Genomic DNA, 21,284 nt, shown 5'->3' on the forward strand with positions numbered 1-21,284 from the left:
TTGCGGAACGGTACGGTTCCGTCGCACCGGCGCCGGGAGGACACATGGGTAGGGACGTCGAGCAGGGCGCCTTCTCCCGGGAGGATCGGGTCCGCTACCGGCAGAAGGTCCGGCGGTGCCTGGACGTGTTCGCGCTGATGCTCGACGACTTCGGCTTCGACGCGGACCGCCCGATGACCGGCCTGGAGATCGAGCTGAACCTGGTCGACGCCGCAGCCGAGCCGGCCATGCGCAACGACCAGATCCTGGCCGACATCGCCGACCCGCTGTTCCAGACCGAGCTGGGGCAGTTCAACCTCGAACTGAACGCCTCCCCCCGGCTGATCGAGGGCGGCGGCTTCGCCGACTACGAGCAGGATCTGCGCAGCAGCCTCAGCCGCGCCGACGAGCGGGCCGCCAAGTCCGACGCGACCATCGTGATGGTCGGCATCCTGCCCACCCTCACCGAGCGCCACCTGGTCGCCGACAACCTCTCCACGGACGAGCGCTACCGGGTGCTCAACGACCAGATCGTCGGCGCCCGCGGTGAGGACATCGAGCTGGACATCAACGGTGTCGAGCGGCTGCGCACGCACACCGACTCGATCGCGCCGGAGGCCGCCTGCACCAGCCTCCAGTTCCACCTCCAGGTCGCGCCGGACAGCTTCGCCGACTACTGGAACGCGTCCCAGGCGATCGCGGGCGTGCAGGTCGCGGTGGGGGCCAACTCGCCCTTCCTCTACGGCCGGCAGCTCTGGGCGGAGACCCGCATCGCCCTCTTCGAGCAGGCCACCGACACCCGCCCGGACGAGTTGAAGGCCCAGGGCGTACGCCCCCGGGTCTGGTTCGGGGAGCGCTGGATCACCTCGATCTTCGACCTTTTCGAGGAGAACGTCCGCTACTTCCCGCCGCTGCTGCCGATCTGCGAGGAGGAGGACCCGGTCGAGGTGCTGCACGCCGGCGGCGTGCCCCAGCTCGGCGAGCTGCGGCTGCACAACGGGACCGTCTACCGCTGGAACCGCCCGGTCTACGACATCATGAACGGCCGCCCCCACCTGCGGGTGGAGAACCGGGTGCTGCCGGCCGGCCCGACCGTGGTGGACATGCTCGCCAACGCGGCGTTCTACTTCGGCCTCGCCCGTGGCCTGGCCGAGTCGGATCGTCCGATCTGGAGTCAGCTCACGTTCAGCTCCGCCGAGGAGAACTTCCACGCGGCCGCGCGGCGCGGGATGGACGCGGTGCTGCACTGGCCCCGGGTCGGCGACGTGCCGGTCACCCGGCTCGTCCTCGACACGCTGCTGCCCGTGGCGGCGCAGGGGCTGGACCGGTTCGGCGTCGCCCCGGCCGAGCGGGACCGCCTCCTCGGCGTGATCGAGGGTCGCTGCCGGACCGGCCGCAACGGCGCGGTCTGGCAGACCGAGACGGTGTGGGCGGCGGAGCGGCACCAGGGCATGGACCGGAAGGCCGCGCTGCACCACATGGTCCAGCGTTACGCCGAGCTGCAACGCGGCAACGAGCCGGTCCACACCTGGCCGGTCGACTGACCCAGCCCGCCCGGTCCGCCGCCACTTCGGGAAAGTGGTGGCATCGGACCGCCGCCGTTCCCGCCACTTCGGCGAGGTTGCGACGGGACCGGGGTGGTCAGGGCTTGCGGCGGGCCTTCGGTTCGTCGGTGCGCGCGGGCGGGGTCGAGTCCGAGCCGTTCTCGCCGTCGGGAGCGTCGGTGGCCGGCAGAGCGGCGTCGGGCTGCCGCTGGGGCGGTACTGCGCGGCCGGCACGGTCGGCGGCTACCCGCGAGGGGCGCCCCGACGAGCCGGCGCGCGTGCCGGACGACCGACTCGTGCGGCCCGCCGCCGGGGCCGGCCGATCCACCCGGGTGGAATCCGCGCCGGTACCCGAAGTCGGGTCCGGGTCGGCACCGGAGTCCGGGCCCGTTCCCCCGGTCGGCTCGTCGAGGCGACCGGCCGCCGTCTCCGGAGTGGTGGATGCCGGCTCGCTCGTCCGTACCGGCGCGGTTGCGGCGTCGGCGGCCGGCGTGGCCCGGCCCGCCCGGCGGCCGAAGAACCTCCGCGTCGGCTTGTCCTCCGTGCCCGGTGCCCGCTCGGCGCCGACGACGTCGGACCCGGTGGTCGACTCGGCGTCGCCACCGGATGACACGGGCTCCGACCCGGTGACGCCGGTCCGCCCCGGCTGCGGGTACCCGGCGAGGGTCGACGCCGGATCCGGCTCCCCGGCGCGCTGGCGGGGCACGGACACCGGCGGGCGATCGTTGGCTCGGCGGTCGGCCCGCTGGGCGAGCGCGGCCACCAGGACCGAGCCGGCCAGGCCGGCGATGACCGCGTACGGGGCGATCAGGTGGGCCGACAGCTGCTCGGCGGCGATCCCGGCGAGCCGCGGCACGGCCAGCAGGTAGGCCAGCGCGACCAGCAGCGGGCCGGCCGCACCGGAGGCCGCCGCGCCGACCCGGACGTCCGCCGGCCGCACCGCGCGGCGGGCGGCGAGCACGCCGATCACCAGCGCCGAGCCCAGGGAGAGCAGTACGCCCGGCCAGTAGAAGTAGTCCCGGATCCAGAATTCGGCCCGGTCCGCGCTGATCTGCCAGATGCCGAGCTGGGCGGTGCTGAGGCCACGGCCGGAGAGCACGCCGTCGATCACCGACACCACGGCGAGCAGCCAGAGCCAACCGGTGGTGGCGATCAGGTTGGTGGCGGCGGCACGGGTGTGCAGCGCCCAGGTCGCCAGCAGCACCCCGAGCACGAGCCCGACGGCCGCGTACGTCGCCGCGACGATCTGCGGCGAGGACGTGTCGGGCACCCGGGCCGCCCGGGCCGGCACCGCCACCAGCAGCACCGTGATCAGCGCGCCGGCACCGGCGGCGAGCGCGAGACCGAGCCGGGGCAGGGTGCCCACCGGTTCGTCGCCGCCACCCCGCAGTCGTTGGGCGCAGACCGCGCCGGCGATGACCGAGGTCGCCGCGATCCAGGTGGCCCAGGCGAGACTCGCCACCCAGGCCGCCTCGACGCGTACCGAGCCGGTCGGCGCCCAGTTGATGATGCCCAGCCCGTAGCCGAAGCCGAGCTGCGCGGCGCCCGCACCGGCGGCGACGCCGAGTGCGGCGGCGGTCGATCCTCCCCAGCCCCGTCTGGCCATGCGGGGGAGCGTAGCGTCCCGAGGTCGCCCCGGCGAGTCGTGGGATCCGGCGACCGGTCGCGGACGGCTTGGCGACACCGGCTACGGTCGCCGATGAACGAGGCGGGGGACGCGATGACGGACGATCGGCAGCCGGTACGCGACGACGGGACCGGCCCGGGGCGTACCCGGCTCTTTCTCGGCGGCGCTCTGGCGGTGGTCCTGCTGGCGGTGATCGGAGCCAGCGGTGGCTGGGTGCTCGCCGGTGAGCCGGACCCGCCCGCCGCCTCCTCCGGGGTCGTGCCGAGCGGTGGCGCGGCGACCTCCGGTCCGCCGGCCACGCCCAGCGCACCGTCCACCCGGCCCGCCGACGACCGTCCCAGCGGTCCACGGTCGCGTACCCCGTCCGGCCTCACCGTGCCGGATCTGGTCGGCGCCGACTTCGCGCGGGCCCGGCAGGAGTTGCGCGACCGCCGGCTCGGCTGGCGGCTGGTGTTCGGCGCCGGCTCCGGGCGCACCGTCGAGCGGACCTCGCCGGGCGCCGGCGAGCCGGTCAAGCGCGGCGTCACGGTCACCGTCTGGGTGGCCGGGCCGGCCCCGGCCGTCACCGTGCCCGACGTCGGCGCCCTGTCCTGCGCCGACGCGGCGGACGACCTGGTGGAGGCGGGGCTCTACCCGCGTTACCGCAGCGGCCGGCAGGGGCCGGTCACCGGGCAGGAACCGGCCGCGGGCAGCGCCGCCCGGTGGAACGACCAGATCGCGCTCACCTGCGGGGACGCGCCGACCACGAGTCCGTCGCCCACTCCCTGACGGCCGGCCCGGGCAGGACGGCGCGCTGATGCCGGCCGGCGTGGCCACGGACCGCTACCGTGGACGATCGAGGGCCGTGTGCCCCCGTCCCGGTGGGGAAAGGACGTGTGCCATGAGCGACGACCGTCAGGATCCACCCGCCGGTGACGCGGACGCCACCCGGGCGCTGCCCCCGCACGGGGACGACGCCGACGCCACCCGCGCCATGCCGCGGGGAGCGGGCGGCGAGGACGCCGACGCCACCCGCGCGATGCCCCGCAACCCCGGCGACGACCCCGACGCGACGCGGGCGGTGCCCGGCGGGGCGGACGGTGACGCCACCCGACCGCTGCCCGGCGAGGGACGCCGGCCGCTGGACGCCACCACCCGCCAGGAGCCGGTCGGCGGCGCGGCCTGGTCCGGGCGTGCCGGCGTGCCGCCGCCGCGACCGGCCGGCTACCCCGAGCCGGGCGCCGAGTGGTACGGCGACGAACAGGCCGGACGCCGCTGGTGGATGCCGATCCTGCTGGGCATCCTGGCGCTGGTCCTGCTCGGTCTGATCGCGGCCGGCGTGTGGCTGGCGCTGCGTGCCGCCGAGCGGAACGACGGTCCGGGCCCGACGCCGTCGGCGGTGCCCAGCACCTCGGCGCGGACCAGCGCCGCGCCGACCAGCGCGTCGCCGAGCAGTTCGCCGTCGAGCACGCCCCCGACCACGACGCCGCCCGCCGAGGTGCCGATGCCGCCGCTGGTCGGGCTGCCCGAGTCCGCCGCCCGGGCGGCGCTGGACCGGTTGGGTGTCGACTACCGGGTGCAGCGTCGGCCGTCGGACCGGCCGGCCGGCACGGTGATCGCCACCGACCCGGAGGCCGGTTACTCCGTCGGTGACGGCGACCGGGTCACGCTCGTGGTGGCCGCAGCGGCCCCGCCCACCACCGGCGCGACCACGCCGAGTTCCGCGCCGGCGACCACCACCACGCCCTGACGGTCACCACTGCCGGCGTCGGGTGCCCACCAGGCCGAGCCCGGCGAGCGAGATGGCGAGCCCGAGCAGGCCGGAATAGAACAGTGACCGGCCGAGGTCGGTCGAGTCCGTGGGGCGGTCCGCGAGCGCGCCCTCCCCGGCCCCGGAGCCCGCCTGATCGTCGTCGGACTCCTCGTCGATGTCGTCCGCCGTCGCCGACCCGGCCCCGTCCCGCTCGTCCTCGTCGGTTTCGTCCCCGTACGGCTGGGCCTCCGCCGGCTCGCCGGCCGACCGCGCGCCCTCGCCGGCCACGGTGATCTCCGGGGCGGGCACGGGCTCGGCCAGTTGCTGGGTGGCGGAGAAGGCCGGATGGCGGACCACGAGCGCGAGCACGGTGGCGAGGCCGAGGAAGAGGAAGAGCCCGAGGGCATAGCCGACACGGGACCGGTGGTGCCGCCGCGCGGCGGGCAGATTGACCATGACCATCCCAGGTTCAGGGTCCGTGGCGCGCGGGGTGGAACGGTGCCGGGGTGGGCGTACCGATTCTATGGCGGCGGCACGCCCTCCCGACCGGGAATCGTGAGGTCAGCCCACCCGGACCGGAGTCCGGACCACCGGACGTCGGGCCGTCCGTACGGTGTGCTGACGAGGGGCCGGTGCGGCCTGGACCTGCCGCAACCCCTCCTGAAGTACGAAGATCGACCGCCGGTTGACCGCGTCCCCCGCCGCGTTCAACTCGTAGCCGTCGAGCCAGAGCCAACCGTCGTAGGTCGGCCAGTCGAGCACCCGGATCACCCGGAACATGATCGGTCGGAAGAACTGGACACTCGCCGCGCGAGTCACGTGCAGTACGTCACCGGAGCGGGGAAGCACATGGGCTCCTGGGAAGGTTCGGCCGGCGGTTCGGGCCGGCGAGACGGAACGGGGGTCGGTGCGGTCCGGTGACGGGGGGTCTACCTCGGTGGACCGGCGGTCGGTGGGTCGGTGCTGGTCGGGCCGTACCCACGGTGGCGGACCGCCACCCGACCATCACCCGGCTGCTCCCGGTTACCGCTCCCGCCGCCGCAGCCGAGCCGGCGTGCAGCGGCGGGGTCTTCACCCCGGGGCAGGTCTCGCGGCGCGGGACGGCTCCCCTCCGGCCGTCCCACGGACCGTGGTGTCACCACGCCCGGAGATCATGCGAAGACGGTGAGTAACCCGTGCCATACCGACAGAGTGCATCAGCGACCTGCCGGATGCAAGTTGCACGTCGACTTTTGCCGATAGGTGAGTGGGACACGTGAACGGGGCGCTTGAACCCTCAGGTACCCAAACGGCACACTGGACGCCGGTTTCGCCCGTCGCGGCCGGTCGACGACCGGCACCACCCCTGCCGCGAACGCTCGCCCGCCGCCCCCGGGTCGCGCCCACGGCGGGTGCCGAACCGGGGCGCGACCGACCGGAGGTAGCCGGGTGTCTGTGAGTCCTGGTCCCGCGAGCCGGTGGGCGGCGTCATGAGTGAACGGCGCAGCCCGACCATCCGCCGGCGCCGGCTGGGTGCGGAACTCCGCCGGCAGCGGGAGGCCGCCGGCATCACCATCGAGGTGGTCGCCGAGCAACTGGAGTGTTCGGCGTCCAAGATCTCCCGGATCGAGACCGGCCACACCACCGCGACTCCCCGCGACGTACGGGACATGCTCCGGATCTACGGGGTGGTCGGCGCGGAGAGCGACGAGCTGGTGCAGATCGCCCGCGAGGCCCGGCAGAAGGGCTGGTGGCATCCCTACAGCACGGTGCTGGTCGGGGCGTACGTCGGCCTGGAGGCCGCGGCCAGCTCGATCCGCGCATACGAGCAGCAGGTCGTGCCCGGGCTGCTGGAGACCGAGGAGTACGCCGGGGCGATGATCCGCGCCGCCCGGCCGGACTTCACGGCCGAACAGGTCGAACAACGGGTGCGTGTCCGACTGGGCCGTCAGTCGTTGTTGACCCAGGACGATCCGGTCGATCTGTGGGTGGTGCTCGATGAGGCGGTGCTGAGCCGGCCGGTGGGCGGCGACACGGTGATGCGTGGCCAGCTCAAGCGGCTGGTGGAGGTGGCCGAACTGCCGAACGTGACGGTGCAGGTCCTGCCCTTCGAGGTGGGCGCGCACGCCGGCATGGACGGGACCTTCACCATCCTCAGCTTCCCCGAACCGAGTGATCCCGATGTCGTGTACGCGGAGAACGCCACGGGTGGGCTCTTCCTGGAGAAGAGCGACGAACTGCAGAAGTACAGCTTCATCTTCGATCACATTCGAGCAGCGGCCATACGCCCGGAGGAATCCATCGCACACATCGCGAAACTGGCAGAGGAGCCACTGTGGAAATGGCGACCAAGGAGTTCCCCGTGGACCTGACGCAGGCGACGTGGTTCAAGAGCTCGAAGAGCGGGCCGAACTGCGACAACTGTGTCGAGGTCGCGTACGTGACCGGGGCGGTCGGAGTCCGGGACTCGAAGGACAAGACGGGCCCGGCCCTGGTCTTCGCCCCGGGCGACTGGCACGCCTTCGTCGCCCGCGCCAGGGGCGGTGCGTTCGGCCGGAGCTGATCGCCACCGAAAGCGTGGTCCCGCCCGGCAGCGTCGCCGGGCGGGACCATTTCGTTCGGGTGCCGGCCGACGCCGGCCACCCGTCGCCAGTTCCGTTCCGCCTCGTTGAACCGCACGGATCGGCAACCGAACGAGGCAGGCGAGACGGATGACGACGATCGGTTCAGAGAACCTCACCAGCGGCCCGGGTAAGCCCGAGCGGTTCGGTGGCAAGTACCGCGGGGCGCGCCGGGACACCGTCCTCACCGAGGTGGTCTCCACCGACGGCGAGGAGATGGCCGCCGCGCCGGAGCAGTCCGCCGGGCCGCTCTCCCTGCCGTCGCTCGACCCCAACCCGCTCACCGAGCCGTCCTTCCCGCCCAGCGGTTGGCCGATGGAGCAGCAGGAGTCCCTGGTGGACCACCCGCTCCTGCGCGGCCTGCTGATGGAGCTGCCCCCGAAGGGCAGCGTCCCCCCGCCCGGCTGGCTGGACCGCTGGTTCGAGGCGACCCGGGCGATCCTGGAGCTGCTATACGTGCAGGGCACCGGCCGGACGCGCTGACACCGCCGTCGCCCGCGCGGGCGGCAACGCCCGCTCGGCGAGCCGGTTGTGTCGCAACGCGTGCCGTACCCCGATCGCCGACACCGCGAGCACCGCGACCGTGATCGCCGGGCCGGCGAGGCCCGGTGCGGCGAAGAGGTCGACCCCGACGGCCGGGAACACGGCGACGAGCACCGCGAGCGCGGTCGCCTGCAACGGCAGCGCGATCAGCGGGTGCGCGGCGGCGGCCCGCAGACCGTGCGGGGCCGGGATCCCGGGCGCCGCCGCGAAGGCGCCCGCGCCGGCCCGTACCCGCCGGACCCGGCGTACCGTGCAGGCCGCGACGACCGCCGCCGGGACGGCCGCGACGGCGAGACCGGCGGCGGCCCGGTCGACCGCCGTGTCGCCGGCGCTCTGCAGGCCCGCGGCCAGGACCGCCGTGGTGAGCGCGAGGCCGGTCAGCACCAGGGCGGACAACCATCCGGTACGCCGCCGCAGCGCCCGGGCCCGGTCCAGCCCGGGCAGGCCCTCGGCGACCAGGCCGGCGGCCAGCCAGACGGCGGCGACGGGAAGCAGCACGGCGAGACGGTCATCCATGGCCCCAGCCTTGCCCAGTTCGACGCCCGCCGAATCGGGGACGGCCCCCCGGTTCCCCCGGTACGCGTTCCCGTAGGGGTCATCGCGCCGGCGTTATGGCGGTTCCGGAATGTTCACAGTGGTCGTGTCGGCGACCTAGCATCGGGTCGACCGGTCTCCCGGAGCCTCACCCGGGCGACCGTCACCACCGCAGCCAACCTCTCCCACCGGCGTCCGGCGGTCCCCCTCACGGGTGGCCGCCGGACGTCGTCGGGTCAGACGTCGAAGGTGGCGGGGCGGCCGGTGGCCGGCGCCGGCGGGGTGGCCTTCCACAGGCCGGTCTTCTGCGCCGCCAACCGGGCCAGGTAGGCCGGGTTGAGGATGACGTAGCGGCGCCACAGCCGCTTCGGCTCCAGGCCGAGCCGCCAGAACCACTCCAGCCCGGCGCGCTGCATCCACGGGGGCGGATTGCGCAGCAGGCCGGCGTGGTAGTCGAACGCCGCGCCGACCGCCATCAGCGGCATGTCCAGCAGCGGCCGCATCGCGTACGCGAAGACCTCCTGCCGGGGGCAGCCGAGCCCGACCAGGACGAGGCGGGCGCCGCTGGCCCGGATCCGGTCGGCGATCTCGGCGTCCTCGCCCGGCGCGACCGCGCGGAACTTGGACGGCTCGACGCCGGCGATCTTCAGCGCCGGGAACCGGCGCTCCAGTGCCGGGACCAGACGGGCCAGCGTCTCCTCGGTGGAGCCGTAGAGGTAGACCGGCAACCCCTCGTCGGCGAACCGGGACAGCACGCGCAGCGTCAGCTCCGGGCCGTAGACGCGGTCGGTGAGGCCGGCGCCGTGCAGCAGGTTGAGCGCCCAGCGCACCGGCTGCCCGTCGGGGGTCACCACGTCGAACGAGTTGAGCCGGGCGTTGTGCGCCGGGTCGAGCACCCCGGTCATCACGCCGTGCACGGCCAGCGCGGTCAGCGCCATCGGGCGGCGTTCGTGCGCGGCCGCGACCACCGCCTCGGTGGCCCGGTCGTAGTCGGTCGCGTCGACCCCGACGCCGAGCACGTTGCGCTTCGTGTCGCCGGTCATGGCTTCGGCACCCACTTGTCGACGTTCGCCTCGTAGATCTCCCGGAGGATCATCGGCACGTCGTAGGTGATCTTCCAGGCCGGGTAGTGCTCCTCGAAGCGGGCCATGCTGCTGACGTACCACTGGTGGTCGCCGGTGCGGGCCTGCTCGACGTAGTTGATCTGCGCCTCGCGGCCGGTGATCTCCTGGGCGATCCGGAACGCCTCGATGTGCGAGGTGTTCGAGTGCCGGCCGCCGCCGAGGTTGTAGACCTGGGCGGAGCGCGGCTCGCGGAAGAACGCCTCGAACGCGGTGAGCACGTCCCGGGAGTGGATCGCGTCCCGGACCATCTTCCCCTTGTAGCCGAAGAGGTTGTACGTCCGGCCCTCCATCACGCACCGCATCAGGTACGCCAGGAAGCCGTGCAGCTCGGCCGCGGAGTGCGCCGGCCCGGTCAGCGTCCCGCCCCGGAAGCAGGCGGTCTTCATGTCGAAGTACCGGCCGTACTCCTGGACCATCACGTCCGCCGCCACCTTCGAGGCGCCGAAGATCGAGTGCAGCGACTCGTCGATCGACATGTCCTCGGTGATGCCGTCGTACCAGTGGTGGTCCTCGGGCAGCTCGTAGCGGGTCTCCAGCTCGACCAGCGGGAGCGAGTTCGGCCGGTCGCCGTAGACCTTGTTCGTGGAACAGTGGATGAACGGCGCGTCGATCGCGTGCCGCCGGGTGTTCTCCAGCACGTTGAGCGTGCCGCCGGCGTTCACGTCGAAGTCGGTGTACGGCTCCTTGGCGGCCCAGTCGTGGCTCGGCTGGGCGGCGCTGTGGATCACCACGGCGATGTCCCGGCCGTACCGCTTGAAGACCTGCTCCAGGCCGTCCCGGTCGCGGATGTCCACCGCGTGGTGGGTGTACGCGGTGCCGAGGTCGGCGGCGAGGCGGTCGAGGCTCCAGGCGGTCGAGCCGTCCTCACCGAAGAAGTACCGCCGCATGTCGTTGTCGATGCCGACCACGTCGAGACCCAGCCCGGCGAAGTGCCGGGCCGCCTCGGAGCCGATCAGACCGCCGGAACCGGTCACCAACGCGACACTCACACGCCACTCCTGGTCCATAGGAGGCAGGGAAACCATCGGAGCATAGCGTGACGTCCGGTACGCCCCGATACGGCGCGAGGGCCCCGCAGCCTGCGGAGCCCTCGTTCTGGTGGGGATGGGGGGAGTTGAACCCCCACGTCCTTTCGGACACACGGACCTGAACCGTGCGCGTCTGCCATTCCGCCACATCCCCGTGGCACGACCGGAACACCATATCGCATCCCGCGCCCGCCATCTGCGGCGGGTGCCGGGACATATTACGCTGTCCACTGGTCACGCCACGAACGATCACCGTTCGTGGCGGGCGAAACTGTAGCACGCTCGCGGGCCTGGTCACGAACGGGCCGACGGCAGCCGGCCGAGCGGCGTGTGAGCTGCGGAGGCGGTGTCCGGATACCATCATTGCCTCGGGACCCGAGGAGGAGCCGGTGAGCGTGCTGCAACGCTTCGAGAAGCGTCTGGAAGGCCTGGTCGAGGGGGCCTTCGCCAAGGTCTTCAAAGGGGTGGTCCACCCCGTGGAGATCCTCAACGCCATGCAGCGGGAGGCCGAGGCGCACAAGGCGATCCTGGCCGGTGGGCGCACGTTGGTGCCCAACCGCTACGTGATCGATCTCTCGCCCTACGACCACAGTCGCCTGGCGCCGTACGCCGCCGCGCTGGCCCAGGAGCTGGCCCAGTCGCAGGCGGAGTTCATCGGCGAGCAGGCCTGGACGGTCTACGGCGACGTGATCGTCGAGGTCGAACGTGGTGAGGGGCTGGACACCGGCATGTTCCGGGTCACCGCCGAGGTCTACACCGGCGGCGACGTCGCCCCGGTCTCGGCCCCCGGCGGCTACGACGCCGGCCCGGCCTACCCGGCCTACGACCAGGGCGGCGGCTACGGTCCCCCGCCCGGCCACGGCGGCGGCCGCAACGTCCGCCTGGTCTCCGGCGACGGCCGCACCTACCCGTTGCAGATGGGCTCGACCGTGATCGGCCGGGGCGACCAGGCCAACCTGCGCCTGCCCGACGTCGGCATCTCCCGACGCCACGCCCGGCTCGACTTCGACGGCGGCCAGGTCGTGCTGACCGACCTGGGCTCCACCAACGGCACCATGGTCAACGGCCAGCGCGTCTCGGCGGTCGCCCTCAACCCGGGTGACATGATCCAGCTCGGCACGACGACGCTGACCTTCCGCGTGGACGGCTGATCCCCGTTGCCGGAGCTCGTCATCACCGTCGCCCGGTTCGGGTTCCTCATCCTGCTGTGGATCTTCGTGTTCACGGTGGTCGGCGTGATCCGTCGGGACCTCTTCGCGGGGGCCCGGTCGGGTCGACTGGTGGCCGCGCCGCGCGGGGTCGGCGCCTCCACCGGAGCGCCGGCGGGGAAGCCGGCGAAGGCCAAGCGGGGTCGGGCCGCCCACCAGCTGGTGGTCACCGCCGGTCAGCTGGCCGGCACCCGGATCACCCTGGGCGAGGCCCAGATCACCATCGGACGGGCGGAGGACTCCACCCTGGTGATCACCGACGACTACGCCTCGGCGCGACACGCCCGGCTCGTGCCGCGTGACGGGCAGTGGTACGTCGAGGACCTCGGATCGACTAACGGCACCTACCTGGATCGCGCTAAGGTCACCGGACCAACCCCCGTCCCCCTCGGCGTGCCGATCCGGATCGGCCGCACTTCCCTCGAATTACGGCCATGACTCTGACCCTGCGCTACGCGGCCCACAGCGACCGCGGTCTGATCCGAGACGGCAACCAGGATTCCGTCTACGCCGGACCGCGGCTGCTCGCCGTTGCCGACGGCATGGGCGGCATGGCCGCCGGTGACGTCGCCAGCAACATCGTCATCGGTGCCATGGCGCCGCTCGACGAGGACGTCCCCGGTGACGCCCTGGTCGACGCGCTCCGCTCCGCCGTGGGCACCGCCAACCAGCAGCTCCGCGACACCGTGGACGCCAACCCGCAGCTGGAGGGGATGGGCACGACGCTCACCGCGACCCTCTTCTCCGGCAGCAAGCTCGGCATGGTCCACATCGGTGACTCGCGGGCCTACCTTCTGCGCAACGGTGAGTTCGCGCAGATCACCAAGGACGACACCTACGTCCAGATGCTCGTCGACGAGGGCCGGATCAGCGCCGAGGAGGCGAGCAGCCACCCCCAGCGCTCGCTGCTCACCCGCGCGCTGGACGGCCGCGACATCGACCCGGAGTACAGCGTCCGCCAGGTGCTGCCCGGCGACCGCTACCTGATCTGCTCCGATGGGCTCTCCGGCGTGGTCAGCGCGGACACCATCGGCGACACGCTGCGGGAGTACACCGACCCGCAGCAGTGCGTGGAACGCCTGGTGCAGCTCGCGCTGCGCGGCGGCGGTCCGGACAACATCACGGTGATCATCGCCGACGCCACCGACCGCGACATCGTCGAGGCGTCCCCGATCGTCGGCGGCGCCGCCGCCCGGGACCGGGGCATGGCGACCTCCGCCGACGACTCCACCCCGGCGGCCCGCGCGTCGGCGTTGTCCGCGCCCCGGCCGCCCGCTCCGGAGGAGCCGGTCGACACCCGCGACGACGAGCCCGAGCGACGCCGGCGGCACCCGCTGCGCACCGCCGCGATGGCGCTCGCGCTGGCGGTCATCGTCGCCGGCGGCGTCTTCGGCGGCTGGAGCTACACCCAGCGGCAGTTCTACGTCGGCGCCACCGACGACGGTCAGCTCGCGGTCTTCCGCGGCGTGCCCGGGCAGGTCGCCGGGCTCGACCTGTCGAACGTGCACGAGCGCAGCCCGGCGCGGCTCGACGACCTGACGTTGGCCGCGCAGGAGCGGGTGAAGCAGGGCATCCAGGCCAAGAGCGAACCGGACGCCGAGCGCCGGCTGGCCGAGCTGACCAGCGACGACCCGGCCAACCCGAACCTCAAGCCGCTCTGCCCGCCCGCTCCGACGGCCGGTTCGGTCAGCCCGACCCCGGTGACGACGGCCGGAGCGCTGACCCCGGTCATCACCGGCAGCGCCGTCCCGCCGACCCCGGCGACCGGCACGCCGACGCCCACGCCGACGTCGACCACCACGCCCGACGCCGTACCCTCCGACACCGTCGCGCCGGCCGACCCCGCCGGCTGCCGGTCGCCGGAGTGAGTGTCGGCTCGATCCTGAGGACGCATCCGTGACCGCAGCCGCCGTACCGGCAGCCTCGCCCGCCTCGACGGGCGAGCAGTCCGGCGTACGCCTGGCCCGGTCCCGGCGTAACGCCGAGCTGTCCCTGCTCCTGCTCGCCATGGTGCTGGTGGCGGCGTACGCGGCGATGATCGAGGCCAAGGCGCTGGACACGGTCACCCCGGACTTCTGGATCCCGGCCGCCGCGCTGGGACTGGTCTTCCTGGGGCTGCACCTGGTGATCCGCTGGCTGGCGCCGTTCGCCGATCCGGCCCTGCTGCCGGCGGTGGCGCTGCTCAACGGCATCGGCGTCGGTTTCCTGCGCCGGTACGACCTGGCGCAGGCCGCCCCGGCGGAGCGGGCGGACCTGGCCATCTTCGCCGGCACCGGCGGCCGCCAGCTCGCCTGGACGCTCGCCGCGGTGGTGCTCGCCGCCGCTCTGCTGGCGATCCTGCGCGACCATCGCTCGCTCTCGCGCTACGCGTACACCCTGGGCCTGGCCGGCATCGTGCTGGTGATGATCCCGGCGGTGCTGCCGGGGCGGTTCTCCGAGATCAACGGCGCGAAGCTGTGGATCCGGGTCGGCGGGTTCCAGATCCAGCCGGGTGAGTTCGCCAAGCTGGCCCTGCTCACGTTCTTCGCCTACTACCTGGTGCGCAAGCGCGAGGTGCTCTCGCTGGCCAGCCGGCGGGTGCTCGGCATCGACTTCCCGCGTGGGCGCGACCTCGGCCCGGTGCTGGTGGTCTGGCTGGTCAGCATCCTGGTGCTGGTCTTCGAGAAGGACCTGGGCACCTCGCTGCTCTACTTCGGCATGTTCGTGGTGACGCTCTACATCGCCACCGAGCGGGTCAGTTGGCTGCTCATCGGTCTGATCCTGTTCTTCGGCGGCGCCTACCTGGCATACGTGCTGGGCAGCACGGTGGGTGGGCCGTTCGCCAACTTCTACGACCGGGCGCAGATCTGGCTGGACCCGTTCGCCGAGCCGTACGACCGGGGCTACCAGCTGGTCCAGGGCCTGCTCACGCTCGGCACCGGTGGCCTGTTCGGCGCCGGTCCGGGTGGAGGCCAGCCGACCCTGCTGCCCGAGGTGCAGACCGACTTCATCTTCGCCGGCATCGGTGAGGAGATCGGCCTGTTCGGCCTCTCCGCGCTGCTGGTGGTCTACCTGCTGATCGTCGAGCGGGGCCTGCGCGCCGCGCTGGCGGTGCGGGACTCGTTCGGCAAGCTGCTCGCCGGCGGCCTGGCGTTCACCCTGGGCCTCCAGGTCTTCGTGATCGTCGGCGGGATCAGCAAGCTCATCCCGCTGACCGGCCAGACCACCCCGTTCCTGTCCGCCGGTGGCTCCTCGCTGATGGCGAACTGGCTGCTGATCGCGGTGCTGCTGCGGGTGTCCGACGGCGCCCGCCGGCCGGTGACCGGTGGGGGTGGCCCGGCGGCCCGGCCCGCCGGCGGTCCGCCGGAGCAGCTGCACGGCGCCCCGACGGAGGTGATCCGGCCGTGAACGCACCCCTGCGCCGCGTCGGTGTGGTCGTGATGGTCCTGTTCGGGCTGCTCTTCGCGAACCTGAACTGGATCCAGGCCTACAAGGCCGACGAATACCGCACCAGCGACTACAACGGTCGGGTCCAGGTCGCCGAGTACGACCGCAAGCGCGGCAACATCGAGGTCGGCGGCACCGCGTACGCGGTCAGCAAGGAGACCGGCGGTGAGCTGAAGTTCCAGCGCACCTATCCGGGTGGGAAGACGTACGCGCACGTGCTCGGCTGGAAGCCGGTGAACGGCGGCGCCAGCGGCATCGAGCGGGTGGAGAACGACTTCCTCGCCGGCACCAGCGACGCGCTCATCGCCAACCGGATCAAGGACATGTTCACCGGTGACGAGACCGGTGGCGGCAACGTGCTGCTGACGCTCTCCAAGCGGGCCCAGGAGACGGCGTACAAGCAGCTCAACGACAACCAGGTGGGCGCCACCAAGGGCGCGGCGATCGCGATCGACCCGCGTACCGGGGCGGTGCAGGCGCTGGTCTCCATGCCCAGCTTCGACCCGAACCCGCTGGCCAGCCACGACAGCACCGAGGCCGACCGGGCCTACAACGCGCTGGAGAAGGACAAGGACCGCCCGCTGGCCAACCGGGCGCTGTCCGAGGTGCTGCCGCCGGGCTCCACCTTCAAGATCGTCATGGCCGCGGCGGCGCTGGAGAACGGCATCGGCCAGCAGACCCAGATCCCGGCCGGGTCGAGCTACACCGCGCCGGGCGCCGGGAAGCCGATTCGCAACGCCGCCGACTCCATCTGTCCCGAAGCGCAGGTAACCCTGCGGGAGGCGGTGACCGAATCCTGCAACACCGGCTTCGCCCAGCTCGGTGTGCGGCTCGGCGCGGACAAGGTCAAGGAGAAAGCGAAGCAGTTCGGCTTCGAGCAGGAGGACCTGACGGTCGGGCAGGACGGTGACGGCGGCCTCCCGGTCGCGGCCAGCCGCACCGGCGACATGCAGAACCCGGACGGCAGCACCGACCCGGCCGCGCTGGCCCAGTCGTCGATCGGCCAGAACAACGTGCGGATGACGCCGTTGCAGGGCGCGCTGATCGCCGCCGCGGTGGCCAACGACGGCAGCCAGATGCGCCCGTACCTGGTCAAGCAGCTGCTCGGCCCGGACCGCACCACCGTCTACGACGCCGCCAAGCCGCGCGAGCTGCGCCGCCCGGTCAGCAGCCAGGTGTCGGCGGACCTGCGGTCGATGATGCAGAACGTGGTGAAGGAGGGCACCGGCCAGCGGGCCGCCATCGACGGCTACGTGGTCGGCGGCAAGACCGGCACCGCCCAGTCCGGCCCGGACACGCCGGACCACGGCTGGTTCATCGGCTTCGCGCTGGCCAAGGACGGCACCCCGCTCTCCGCGGTCTGCGTCGAGCTGGAGCAGGCCGGCAGCGGCGGCAGCGCCGAGGCGGCCCGGATCGCCGGCCGGATCATGGCGGCGGCGATCGCCGACTCCGGGAGGCGCTGACGTGCTCAGCCCGGGTGTGCAGCTCGGCAACCGCTACCGCCTGGACGAGCGGATCGCCAGCGGTGGCATGGGCGACGTCTGGCGCGGCACCGACCAGGTGCTGGGCCGTACGGTCGCGGTCAAGAGCCTGCTCCCCGCGCTGCTCGACGAGCCGGGCTTCGCCGAGCGGTTCCGTGGCGAGGCGCGGACCATGGCCACCATCAACCACCCCGGCGTGGTCGACGTCTACGACTTCGGCAGCGACCAGCAGATCGCCTTCCTGGTGATGGAGTACGTGGAGGGCGACGCGCTCTCCGCCACGCTCAGCCGGGTCGGCCGGCTCACCCCGGCCCGCACCATGGCGTTGCTGGCCCAGGCCGCCGACGCGCTGCACGCGGCGCACGAGAAGGGCATCGTGCACCGGGACGTGAAGCCCGGCAACCTGCTGGTGCGGCCGAACGGCACGCTGGTGCTCACCGACTTCGGCATCGCCCGCTCCGACCTGGTCGGGCAGCTCACCGCCGCCGGCTCGGTGCTCGGCACCGCCTCGTACATCTCGCCGGAGCAGGCCACCGGCGCGGTCGCCACCCCCGCCTCCGACGTCTACGCGCTCGGCGTGGTGGCCTACCAGTGCCTGGCCGGGCGGCGCCCCTTCGAGGGGGACAATCCGCTCGAGATCGCCATGAAGCACGTACGCGACGCGCCCCGGCCGCTCCCCGCCGACATCCCGCCCCAGGTACGCGCGATCGTCGAGCGGTCCATGGCCAAGGATCCGGCGGCCCGCTGGCCCAGCGCCGCCGCGCTGGCGAGCGTCGCCCGACAGGCCAAGCTCGCGCTCTCCCAGCAGGCGCGCGCCGGGCACCCGATCTCCGGCGCGCCGGCCTCACCCGCCGCGCCCGTCGCGCGGGCCCAGGTGCCGACCGCCGCCCCGCGCCCGCAGCCCCGCCCGCCCGTGGCCCCGGCCCGCCCACCGGTGGCGCCGCGTCCGACCATGGTCGCGCACCCCGCCCCGCAGGCCCGCCCACCGGTGGCGCCGCGCGGGGCGGCCCCCGTCCCACAGCCCCGACCGCAACACCACCCCCAGGGGTACGCCCGCCCGCCCGCCGCGCCGCCGCCCCAGCGCCGTTCCCGTTCCGGGCTCTGGACCACGGCGATCGTGGTGGCCGTGCTGGTCATCCTCTGTTCGGGCGTGATTTCTTTCTGGTACCGGAAATACGTGGCCGGTGCCGCCGGTCCGCCCGTACCGGCGAGTGTGAGCGTGACGTCCGGCGCGGTGCGGGCGTACGGGGGCGACTATCCGGTCCGCACGTCGTACCGTCGTGAGGTACGCCTCCAGCCGGCCGGCGGCGGTTCGACGACGAGCGAAGGACGAGAGACGCGATGACAGCGCAGGCCCGCCTGCTCGGTGGCAGGTACCAGGTCGGCGAGCTGCTGGGCTACGGCGGCATGGCGGAGGTGCACCGCGGTCGCGATCTCCGGCTCGGGCGGGACGTCGCGATCAAGATGCTTCGTGCCGACCTGGCCCGCGATGCCACGTTCCAGATGCGGTTCCGCCGGGAGGCGCAGAACGCCGCCTCGCTCAACCACCCGGCCATCGTCGCCGTCTACGACACCGGCGAGGAAACCGCACCGACCGGCGAGACGCTGCCGTTCATCGTGATGGAGTTCGTCAACGGACGGACCCTCAAGGAGGTCCTCGGCGTCGAGGGGCGGCTCCAGCCGCGCCGGGCGCTGGAGATCTGCGCCGACATGTGCGCCGCCCTGGAGTTCAGCCACCGGCACGGCATCATCCACCGGGACATCAAGCCCGGCAACGTGATGCTCACCCAGACCGGCCAGGTCAAGGTGATGGACTTCGGCATCGCCCGTGCGCTGGCCAGCGGCGCCACCACGATGACGCAGACCAGCGCGGTCATCGGCACCGCGCAGTACCTGTCCCCCGAGCAGGCGCGCGGCGAGGCGGTCGACGCCCGCTCCGACGTCTACGCCGCCGGGTGCGTGCTGTTCGAGTTGCTCTGCGGGCACCCGCCGTTCGTCGGCGACAGCCCGGTCAGCGTGGCCTACCAGCACGTACGGGAGCAGCCGCCGACGCCCAGCACGATCAACCCGGACGTCAACCCCGCGGTCGACGCCATCGTGCTCAAGGCGCTCTCCAAGAACCCGCTCAACCGCTACCAGAGCGCCGGTGAGATGCGGGCGGACCTGCTCCGCGCCGCCGCCGGCCGGCCGGTGCTGGCGACCCCGGTGATGCCGTCCGAGGAGACCATGCCGATGGCGGCCGCCGGAGGCGGCTACCACCAGGCGCAGCAGACCCAGATGATGGGCCCGCAGACGCGCCAGCAGGCGCCCGCCCGGGTCGGGGACCCGCGCAAGCGCAAGTCCTCCTCCTGGGTCATCGCCACGTTCGCCGCGCTCGGTGTGCTCGCGGTGATCGCGCTGGGCACCGCGCTCTGGCTCAACCAGACCGGGGCCGAGAAGGTCTCCGTGCCGAAGCTGGTGGACGGCACGCAGGCCGAGGCGCAGGCGGCGCTCACCCAGGCCGGGCTGCGCTACGTCAACGGAGACCCGGTGCAGAACACGGAGTGCAAGCCGGGCACCGTCGTCAACCAGAGCCCGGGCCCGGGTCTGCGGGTGGAGAAGAACACCGCGGTGTCGGTCCAGATCTGCACCGGCCCCGGCGAGGTCACCATCCCCAAGAACCTCAAGGGGTCCCAGGTCGCGAACGTGCAGGCACAGTTGCAAGCCCTGGGCCTGACCGTCGAGACCGAGAACATCGACAACAGCGCTCAGAAGGGCATCGTCGTCGAGGTCGACCCCGCTGAGGGCAGCACGGTGGCCGAGGCCTCGACCGTCAAGCTCAAGGTGTCCCGGGGCAACATCACCGAGGTTCCCGACGTGGTGGGACTCTCCGAGGACCAGGCCATCCGGCAGTTGCAGAACGCCGGCTACAAGGTGCGCACCCTGGACGGCGACGAGGTCACCGAGCCGGACAAGGTCGGCAAGGTCAGCAAGCAGAGCCCGAAGGGTGGCGCTGACCTCGCCCGGGACAAGCAGGTGACGATCTACGTCGACATCGCCGCACCGGAGGAGAGCGAGAGCCCGTCCCCGCCGGCGAGCCCGACTCCCAGCGGTTCGCCCAGCACGCCGGGTGGCGGCGGTGGCGGCTTCCCGTTCCCGACCGTCCCGCCGACGCGAAGCAACGGCTGACGCTGTCGAGCACGTGGCGGTGCCCCGGACGACCGGGACACCGCCACGCTGCCTCTCCGGACGCTTGAGTCGGCGTGGAACGGCCGCATCCCGGCGCGGGAAACACCCACCACGTTCCACCCGTTCCGCCCCCGTCGAGATCTTGGTACGGCCCCGCCCCCCTGAGGGCAGCCCCGTACCAAGATCTCGACTACGTGTCGTCCCCTCCCGAGCCCGTCCGCTGTTGACCATGAAGTTGGCGGCGACAAATCGGGCGAGACCTGCCGCCAACTTCATGATCGCCGGGGCGCGGGGCGCGGGGCGCGGGGCGCGGGGCGCGGGGCGCGGGGCGCGGGGCGCGGGGCGCGTCAGGCTGCGGCGAAGGCTGCTCGGCGGCGGGCGTCGACCTCGGCGGCCAGCTCCGGGGCGCGCTCCAGCGCCTCCGGGAAGCCGCACGTGGCCAGCCAGTTCGCCAGCATGACGTGACCGCCCTCGGTCAGCACCGACTCGGGGTGGAACTGCACGCCCTCGATCGGCAGCGTGCGGTGCCGCATCGCCATCACCACCCCGGAGGCGGTACGGCCGGTGACCTCCAGCTCGTCCGGGAGCGTCCCGGGCAGCACCGCGAGCGAGTGGTAGCGGGTGGCGGTGAACGGGTCGGGCAGGCCGGCGAGCACGCCGACGCCGTGGTGGTGCACCTCGGAGGTCTTGCCGTGCAGCAGCTCCGGGGCCCGGGTCACGGTGGCCCCGAACGCCTCACCGATGGCCTGGTGGCCGAGGCAGACGCCGAAGAGGGGGAGCCTGCCCGCGTACTCGCGGATGACGTCCAGGCAGATGCCGGCCCGGTCGGGGCTGCCCGGTCCGGGCGAGAGCAGCACGCCGTCCGCGCCGACGCGGCCCACCTCGGCGACGTCGATCTCGTCGTTGCGCCGTACCTCGCAGTCCACGCCGAGCTGGCCGAGGTACTGCACGAGGTTGAAGACGAACGAGTCGTAGTTGTCGATCACCAGGACGCGCATCGGGGTCACCTGTTCGGGGTGGAGGGCGGGGCGTTGTTGGTCTCGGTGCTGTAGGGGAGTTCCTCCTCCTCGCCCGGCAGCCCGGTCGGGTCGGTGAGCCCTCCCCCGGGGGCGTCGCCCGGTACGCCGGAGTCCTGCGTGACCTGCACGTCGTCGAAGGGCAGCAGCGGCTCGGCCCAGGGAAAGACCACGAGCCAGAGCAGGGCGACCGTGGCGGTGGCCAGCAGCACCGAGCCGATCAGCTTCCCGGGCAGGCCGAACGGCAGCTTCCGCCAGATCCACGAGTACACGG

The 21,284-nt window shown here is 73.0% G+C and carries 20 protein-coding genes, 1 tRNA gene and 1 pseudogene; 13 read left to right on the forward strand and 9 right to left on the reverse strand.

Annotated elements, in window-relative coordinates:
* The first annotated feature begins 44 nt into the window (after positions 1–44).
* A complete protein-coding gene (locus tag ACN27B_RS09990; protein ID WP_091566131.1) occupies positions 45–1,523 on the forward strand; it encodes a glutamate--cysteine ligase in 1,479 nt (492 codons plus the stop codon).
* A gap of 418 nt (positions 1,524–1,941) precedes the next feature.
* On the opposite strand, the pseudogene ACN27B_RS09995 reads toward ACN27B_RS09990, so the two are convergent.
* Positions 1,942–3,129: pseudogene (locus tag ACN27B_RS09995) on the reverse strand (hypothetical protein); the annotation flags it as partial.
* Between the two features lie 114 nt (positions 3,130–3,243).
* Here ACN27B_RS09995 and ACN27B_RS10000 point away from each other — a divergent pair.
* Both ACN27B_RS10000 and ACN27B_RS10005 read left to right on the forward strand, forming a co-directional pair.
* On the forward strand, positions 3,244–3,918 hold the full coding sequence (locus tag ACN27B_RS10000; RefSeq protein WP_253866070.1) for a PASTA domain-containing protein: 675 nt from the start codon (positions 3,244–3,246) through the stop codon (positions 3,916–3,918).
* Between the two features lie 112 nt (positions 3,919–4,030).
* Entirely contained in the window at positions 4,031–4,879 is an 849-nt protein-coding gene (locus ACN27B_RS10005; protein ID WP_422744595.1) for a PASTA domain-containing protein, read from the forward strand.
* Between the two features lie 3 nt (positions 4,880–4,882).
* On the opposite strand, the gene ACN27B_RS10010 is transcribed toward ACN27B_RS10005, so the two are convergent.
* Entirely contained in the window at positions 4,883–5,344 is a 462-nt protein-coding gene (locus ACN27B_RS10010; RefSeq protein ID WP_099163143.1) for a hypothetical protein, read from the reverse strand.
* A 99-nt stretch (positions 5,345–5,443) separates the two neighbouring features.
* Positions 5,444–5,731 (reverse strand): hypothetical protein, encoded by a 288-nt coding sequence (locus tag ACN27B_RS10015; RefSeq protein WP_091566115.1) that lies wholly within the window; start codon positions 5,729–5,731, stop codon positions 5,444–5,446.
* Positions 5,732–6,351: 620 nt separating this feature from the next.
* Here ACN27B_RS10015 and ACN27B_RS10020 point away from each other — a divergent pair.
* The 3 genes from ACN27B_RS10020 to ACN27B_RS10030 all read left to right on the forward strand — a co-directional run bounded on the left by ACN27B_RS10020 (position 6,352) and on the right by ACN27B_RS10030 (position 7,965).
* On the forward strand, positions 6,352–7,233 hold the full coding sequence (locus ACN27B_RS10020; RefSeq protein WP_422744597.1) for a helix-turn-helix domain-containing protein: 882 nt from the start codon (positions 6,352–6,354) through the stop codon (positions 7,231–7,233).
* A complete protein-coding gene (locus tag ACN27B_RS10025) occupies positions 7,203–7,424 on the forward strand; it encodes a DUF397 domain-containing protein (RefSeq protein WP_091566110.1) in 222 nt (73 codons plus the stop codon). Before ACN27B_RS10020 ends, ACN27B_RS10025 begins: the two co-directional genes overlap by 31 nt.
* Before the next feature lie 148 nt (positions 7,425–7,572).
* A complete protein-coding gene (locus ACN27B_RS10030) occupies positions 7,573–7,965 on the forward strand; it encodes a hypothetical protein (RefSeq protein ID WP_091566106.1) in 393 nt (130 codons plus the stop codon).
* On the opposite strand, the gene ACN27B_RS10035 is transcribed toward ACN27B_RS10030, so the two are convergent.
* The 4 genes from ACN27B_RS10035 to ACN27B_RS10050 all read right to left on the reverse strand — a co-directional run bounded on the left by ACN27B_RS10035 (position 7,933) and on the right by ACN27B_RS10050 (position 10,865).
* Entirely contained in the window at positions 7,933–8,541 is a 609-nt protein-coding gene (locus tag ACN27B_RS10035) for a hypothetical protein (protein ID WP_099163141.1), read from the reverse strand. The two genes, ACN27B_RS10030 and ACN27B_RS10035, sit on opposite strands and share 33 nt — an antisense overlap.
* Before the next feature lie 254 nt (positions 8,542–8,795).
* Positions 8,796–9,602, reverse strand: coding sequence for a WecB/TagA/CpsF family glycosyltransferase (locus ACN27B_RS10040; protein ID WP_091566098.1), 807 nt, complete (start codon positions 9,600–9,602; stop codon positions 8,796–8,798).
* Positions 9,599–10,708, reverse strand: coding sequence for an NAD-dependent epimerase/dehydratase family protein (locus tag ACN27B_RS10045; RefSeq protein WP_172967882.1), 1,110 nt, complete (start codon positions 10,706–10,708; stop codon positions 9,599–9,601). The genes ACN27B_RS10040 and ACN27B_RS10045 overlap by 4 nt, the downstream gene beginning before the upstream one ends.
* A gap of 71 nt (positions 10,709–10,779) precedes the next feature.
* Positions 10,780–10,865, reverse strand: a tRNA-Leu gene (locus ACN27B_RS10050).
* A gap of 208 nt (positions 10,866–11,073) precedes the next feature.
* On the opposite strand from ACN27B_RS10050, the gene ACN27B_RS10055 reads away from it, so the two are divergent.
* The 7 genes from ACN27B_RS10055 to pknB are packed head-to-tail and all read left to right on the forward strand — an operon-like array spanning position 11,074 to position 19,994.
* A complete protein-coding gene (locus ACN27B_RS10055; RefSeq protein WP_026267912.1) occupies positions 11,074–11,862 on the forward strand; it encodes an FhaA domain-containing protein in 789 nt (262 codons plus the stop codon).
* Positions 11,863–11,868: 6 nt separating this feature from the next.
* On the forward strand, positions 11,869–12,357 hold the full coding sequence (locus ACN27B_RS10060; RefSeq protein ID WP_099163140.1) for an FHA domain-containing protein FhaB/FipA: 489 nt from the start codon (positions 11,869–11,871) through the stop codon (positions 12,355–12,357).
* Entirely contained in the window at positions 12,354–13,787 is a 1,434-nt protein-coding gene (locus ACN27B_RS10065) for a PP2C family protein-serine/threonine phosphatase (protein WP_422744601.1), read from the forward strand. The genes ACN27B_RS10060 and ACN27B_RS10065 overlap by 4 nt, the downstream gene beginning before the upstream one ends.
* Positions 13,788–13,815: 28 nt before the next feature.
* A complete protein-coding gene (locus ACN27B_RS10070; protein ID WP_091566083.1) occupies positions 13,816–15,306 on the forward strand; it encodes an FtsW/RodA/SpoVE family cell cycle protein in 1,491 nt (496 codons plus the stop codon).
* Positions 15,303–16,808, forward strand: coding sequence for a peptidoglycan D,D-transpeptidase FtsI family protein (locus ACN27B_RS10075; protein WP_099163138.1), 1,506 nt, complete (start codon positions 15,303–15,305; stop codon positions 16,806–16,808). Before ACN27B_RS10070 ends, ACN27B_RS10075 begins: the two co-directional genes overlap by 4 nt.
* A 1-nt stretch (position 16,809) precedes the next feature.
* Positions 16,810–18,171: a serine/threonine-protein kinase gene (locus ACN27B_RS10080; RefSeq protein WP_099163137.1), complete on the forward strand. Its 1,362-nt coding sequence runs from the start codon at positions 16,810–16,812 to the stop codon at positions 18,169–18,171.
* Positions 18,168–19,994, forward strand: coding sequence for a Stk1 family PASTA domain-containing Ser/Thr kinase (pknB, locus tag ACN27B_RS10085; RefSeq protein ID WP_422744604.1), 1,827 nt, complete (start codon positions 18,168–18,170; stop codon positions 19,992–19,994). Before ACN27B_RS10080 ends, pknB begins: the two co-directional genes overlap by 4 nt.
* Before the next feature lie 347 nt (positions 19,995–20,341).
* Here the strand turns inward: pknB and ACN27B_RS10090 are convergent, their stop codons facing one another.
* Positions 20,342–20,992 carry an aminodeoxychorismate/anthranilate synthase component II gene (locus ACN27B_RS10090; RefSeq protein WP_422744606.1) on the reverse strand — a complete coding sequence of 217 codons (651 nt, stop codon included), beginning with the start codon at positions 20,990–20,992 and terminating at the stop codon, positions 20,342–20,344.
* Between the two features lie 5 nt (positions 20,993–20,997).
* On the reverse strand, positions 20,998–21,282 hold the full coding sequence (locus ACN27B_RS10095; protein WP_091566062.1) for a hypothetical protein: 285 nt from the start codon (positions 21,280–21,282) through the stop codon (positions 20,998–21,000).
* Positions 21,283–21,284 lie beyond the last annotated feature (2 nt).

Origin of the sequence: Micromonospora sp. WMMD754 (assembly GCF_049315235.1) — a bacterium.
Classification (GTDB): Bacteria; Actinomycetota; Actinomycetes; order Mycobacteriales; family Micromonosporaceae; genus Micromonospora; species Micromonospora sediminicola.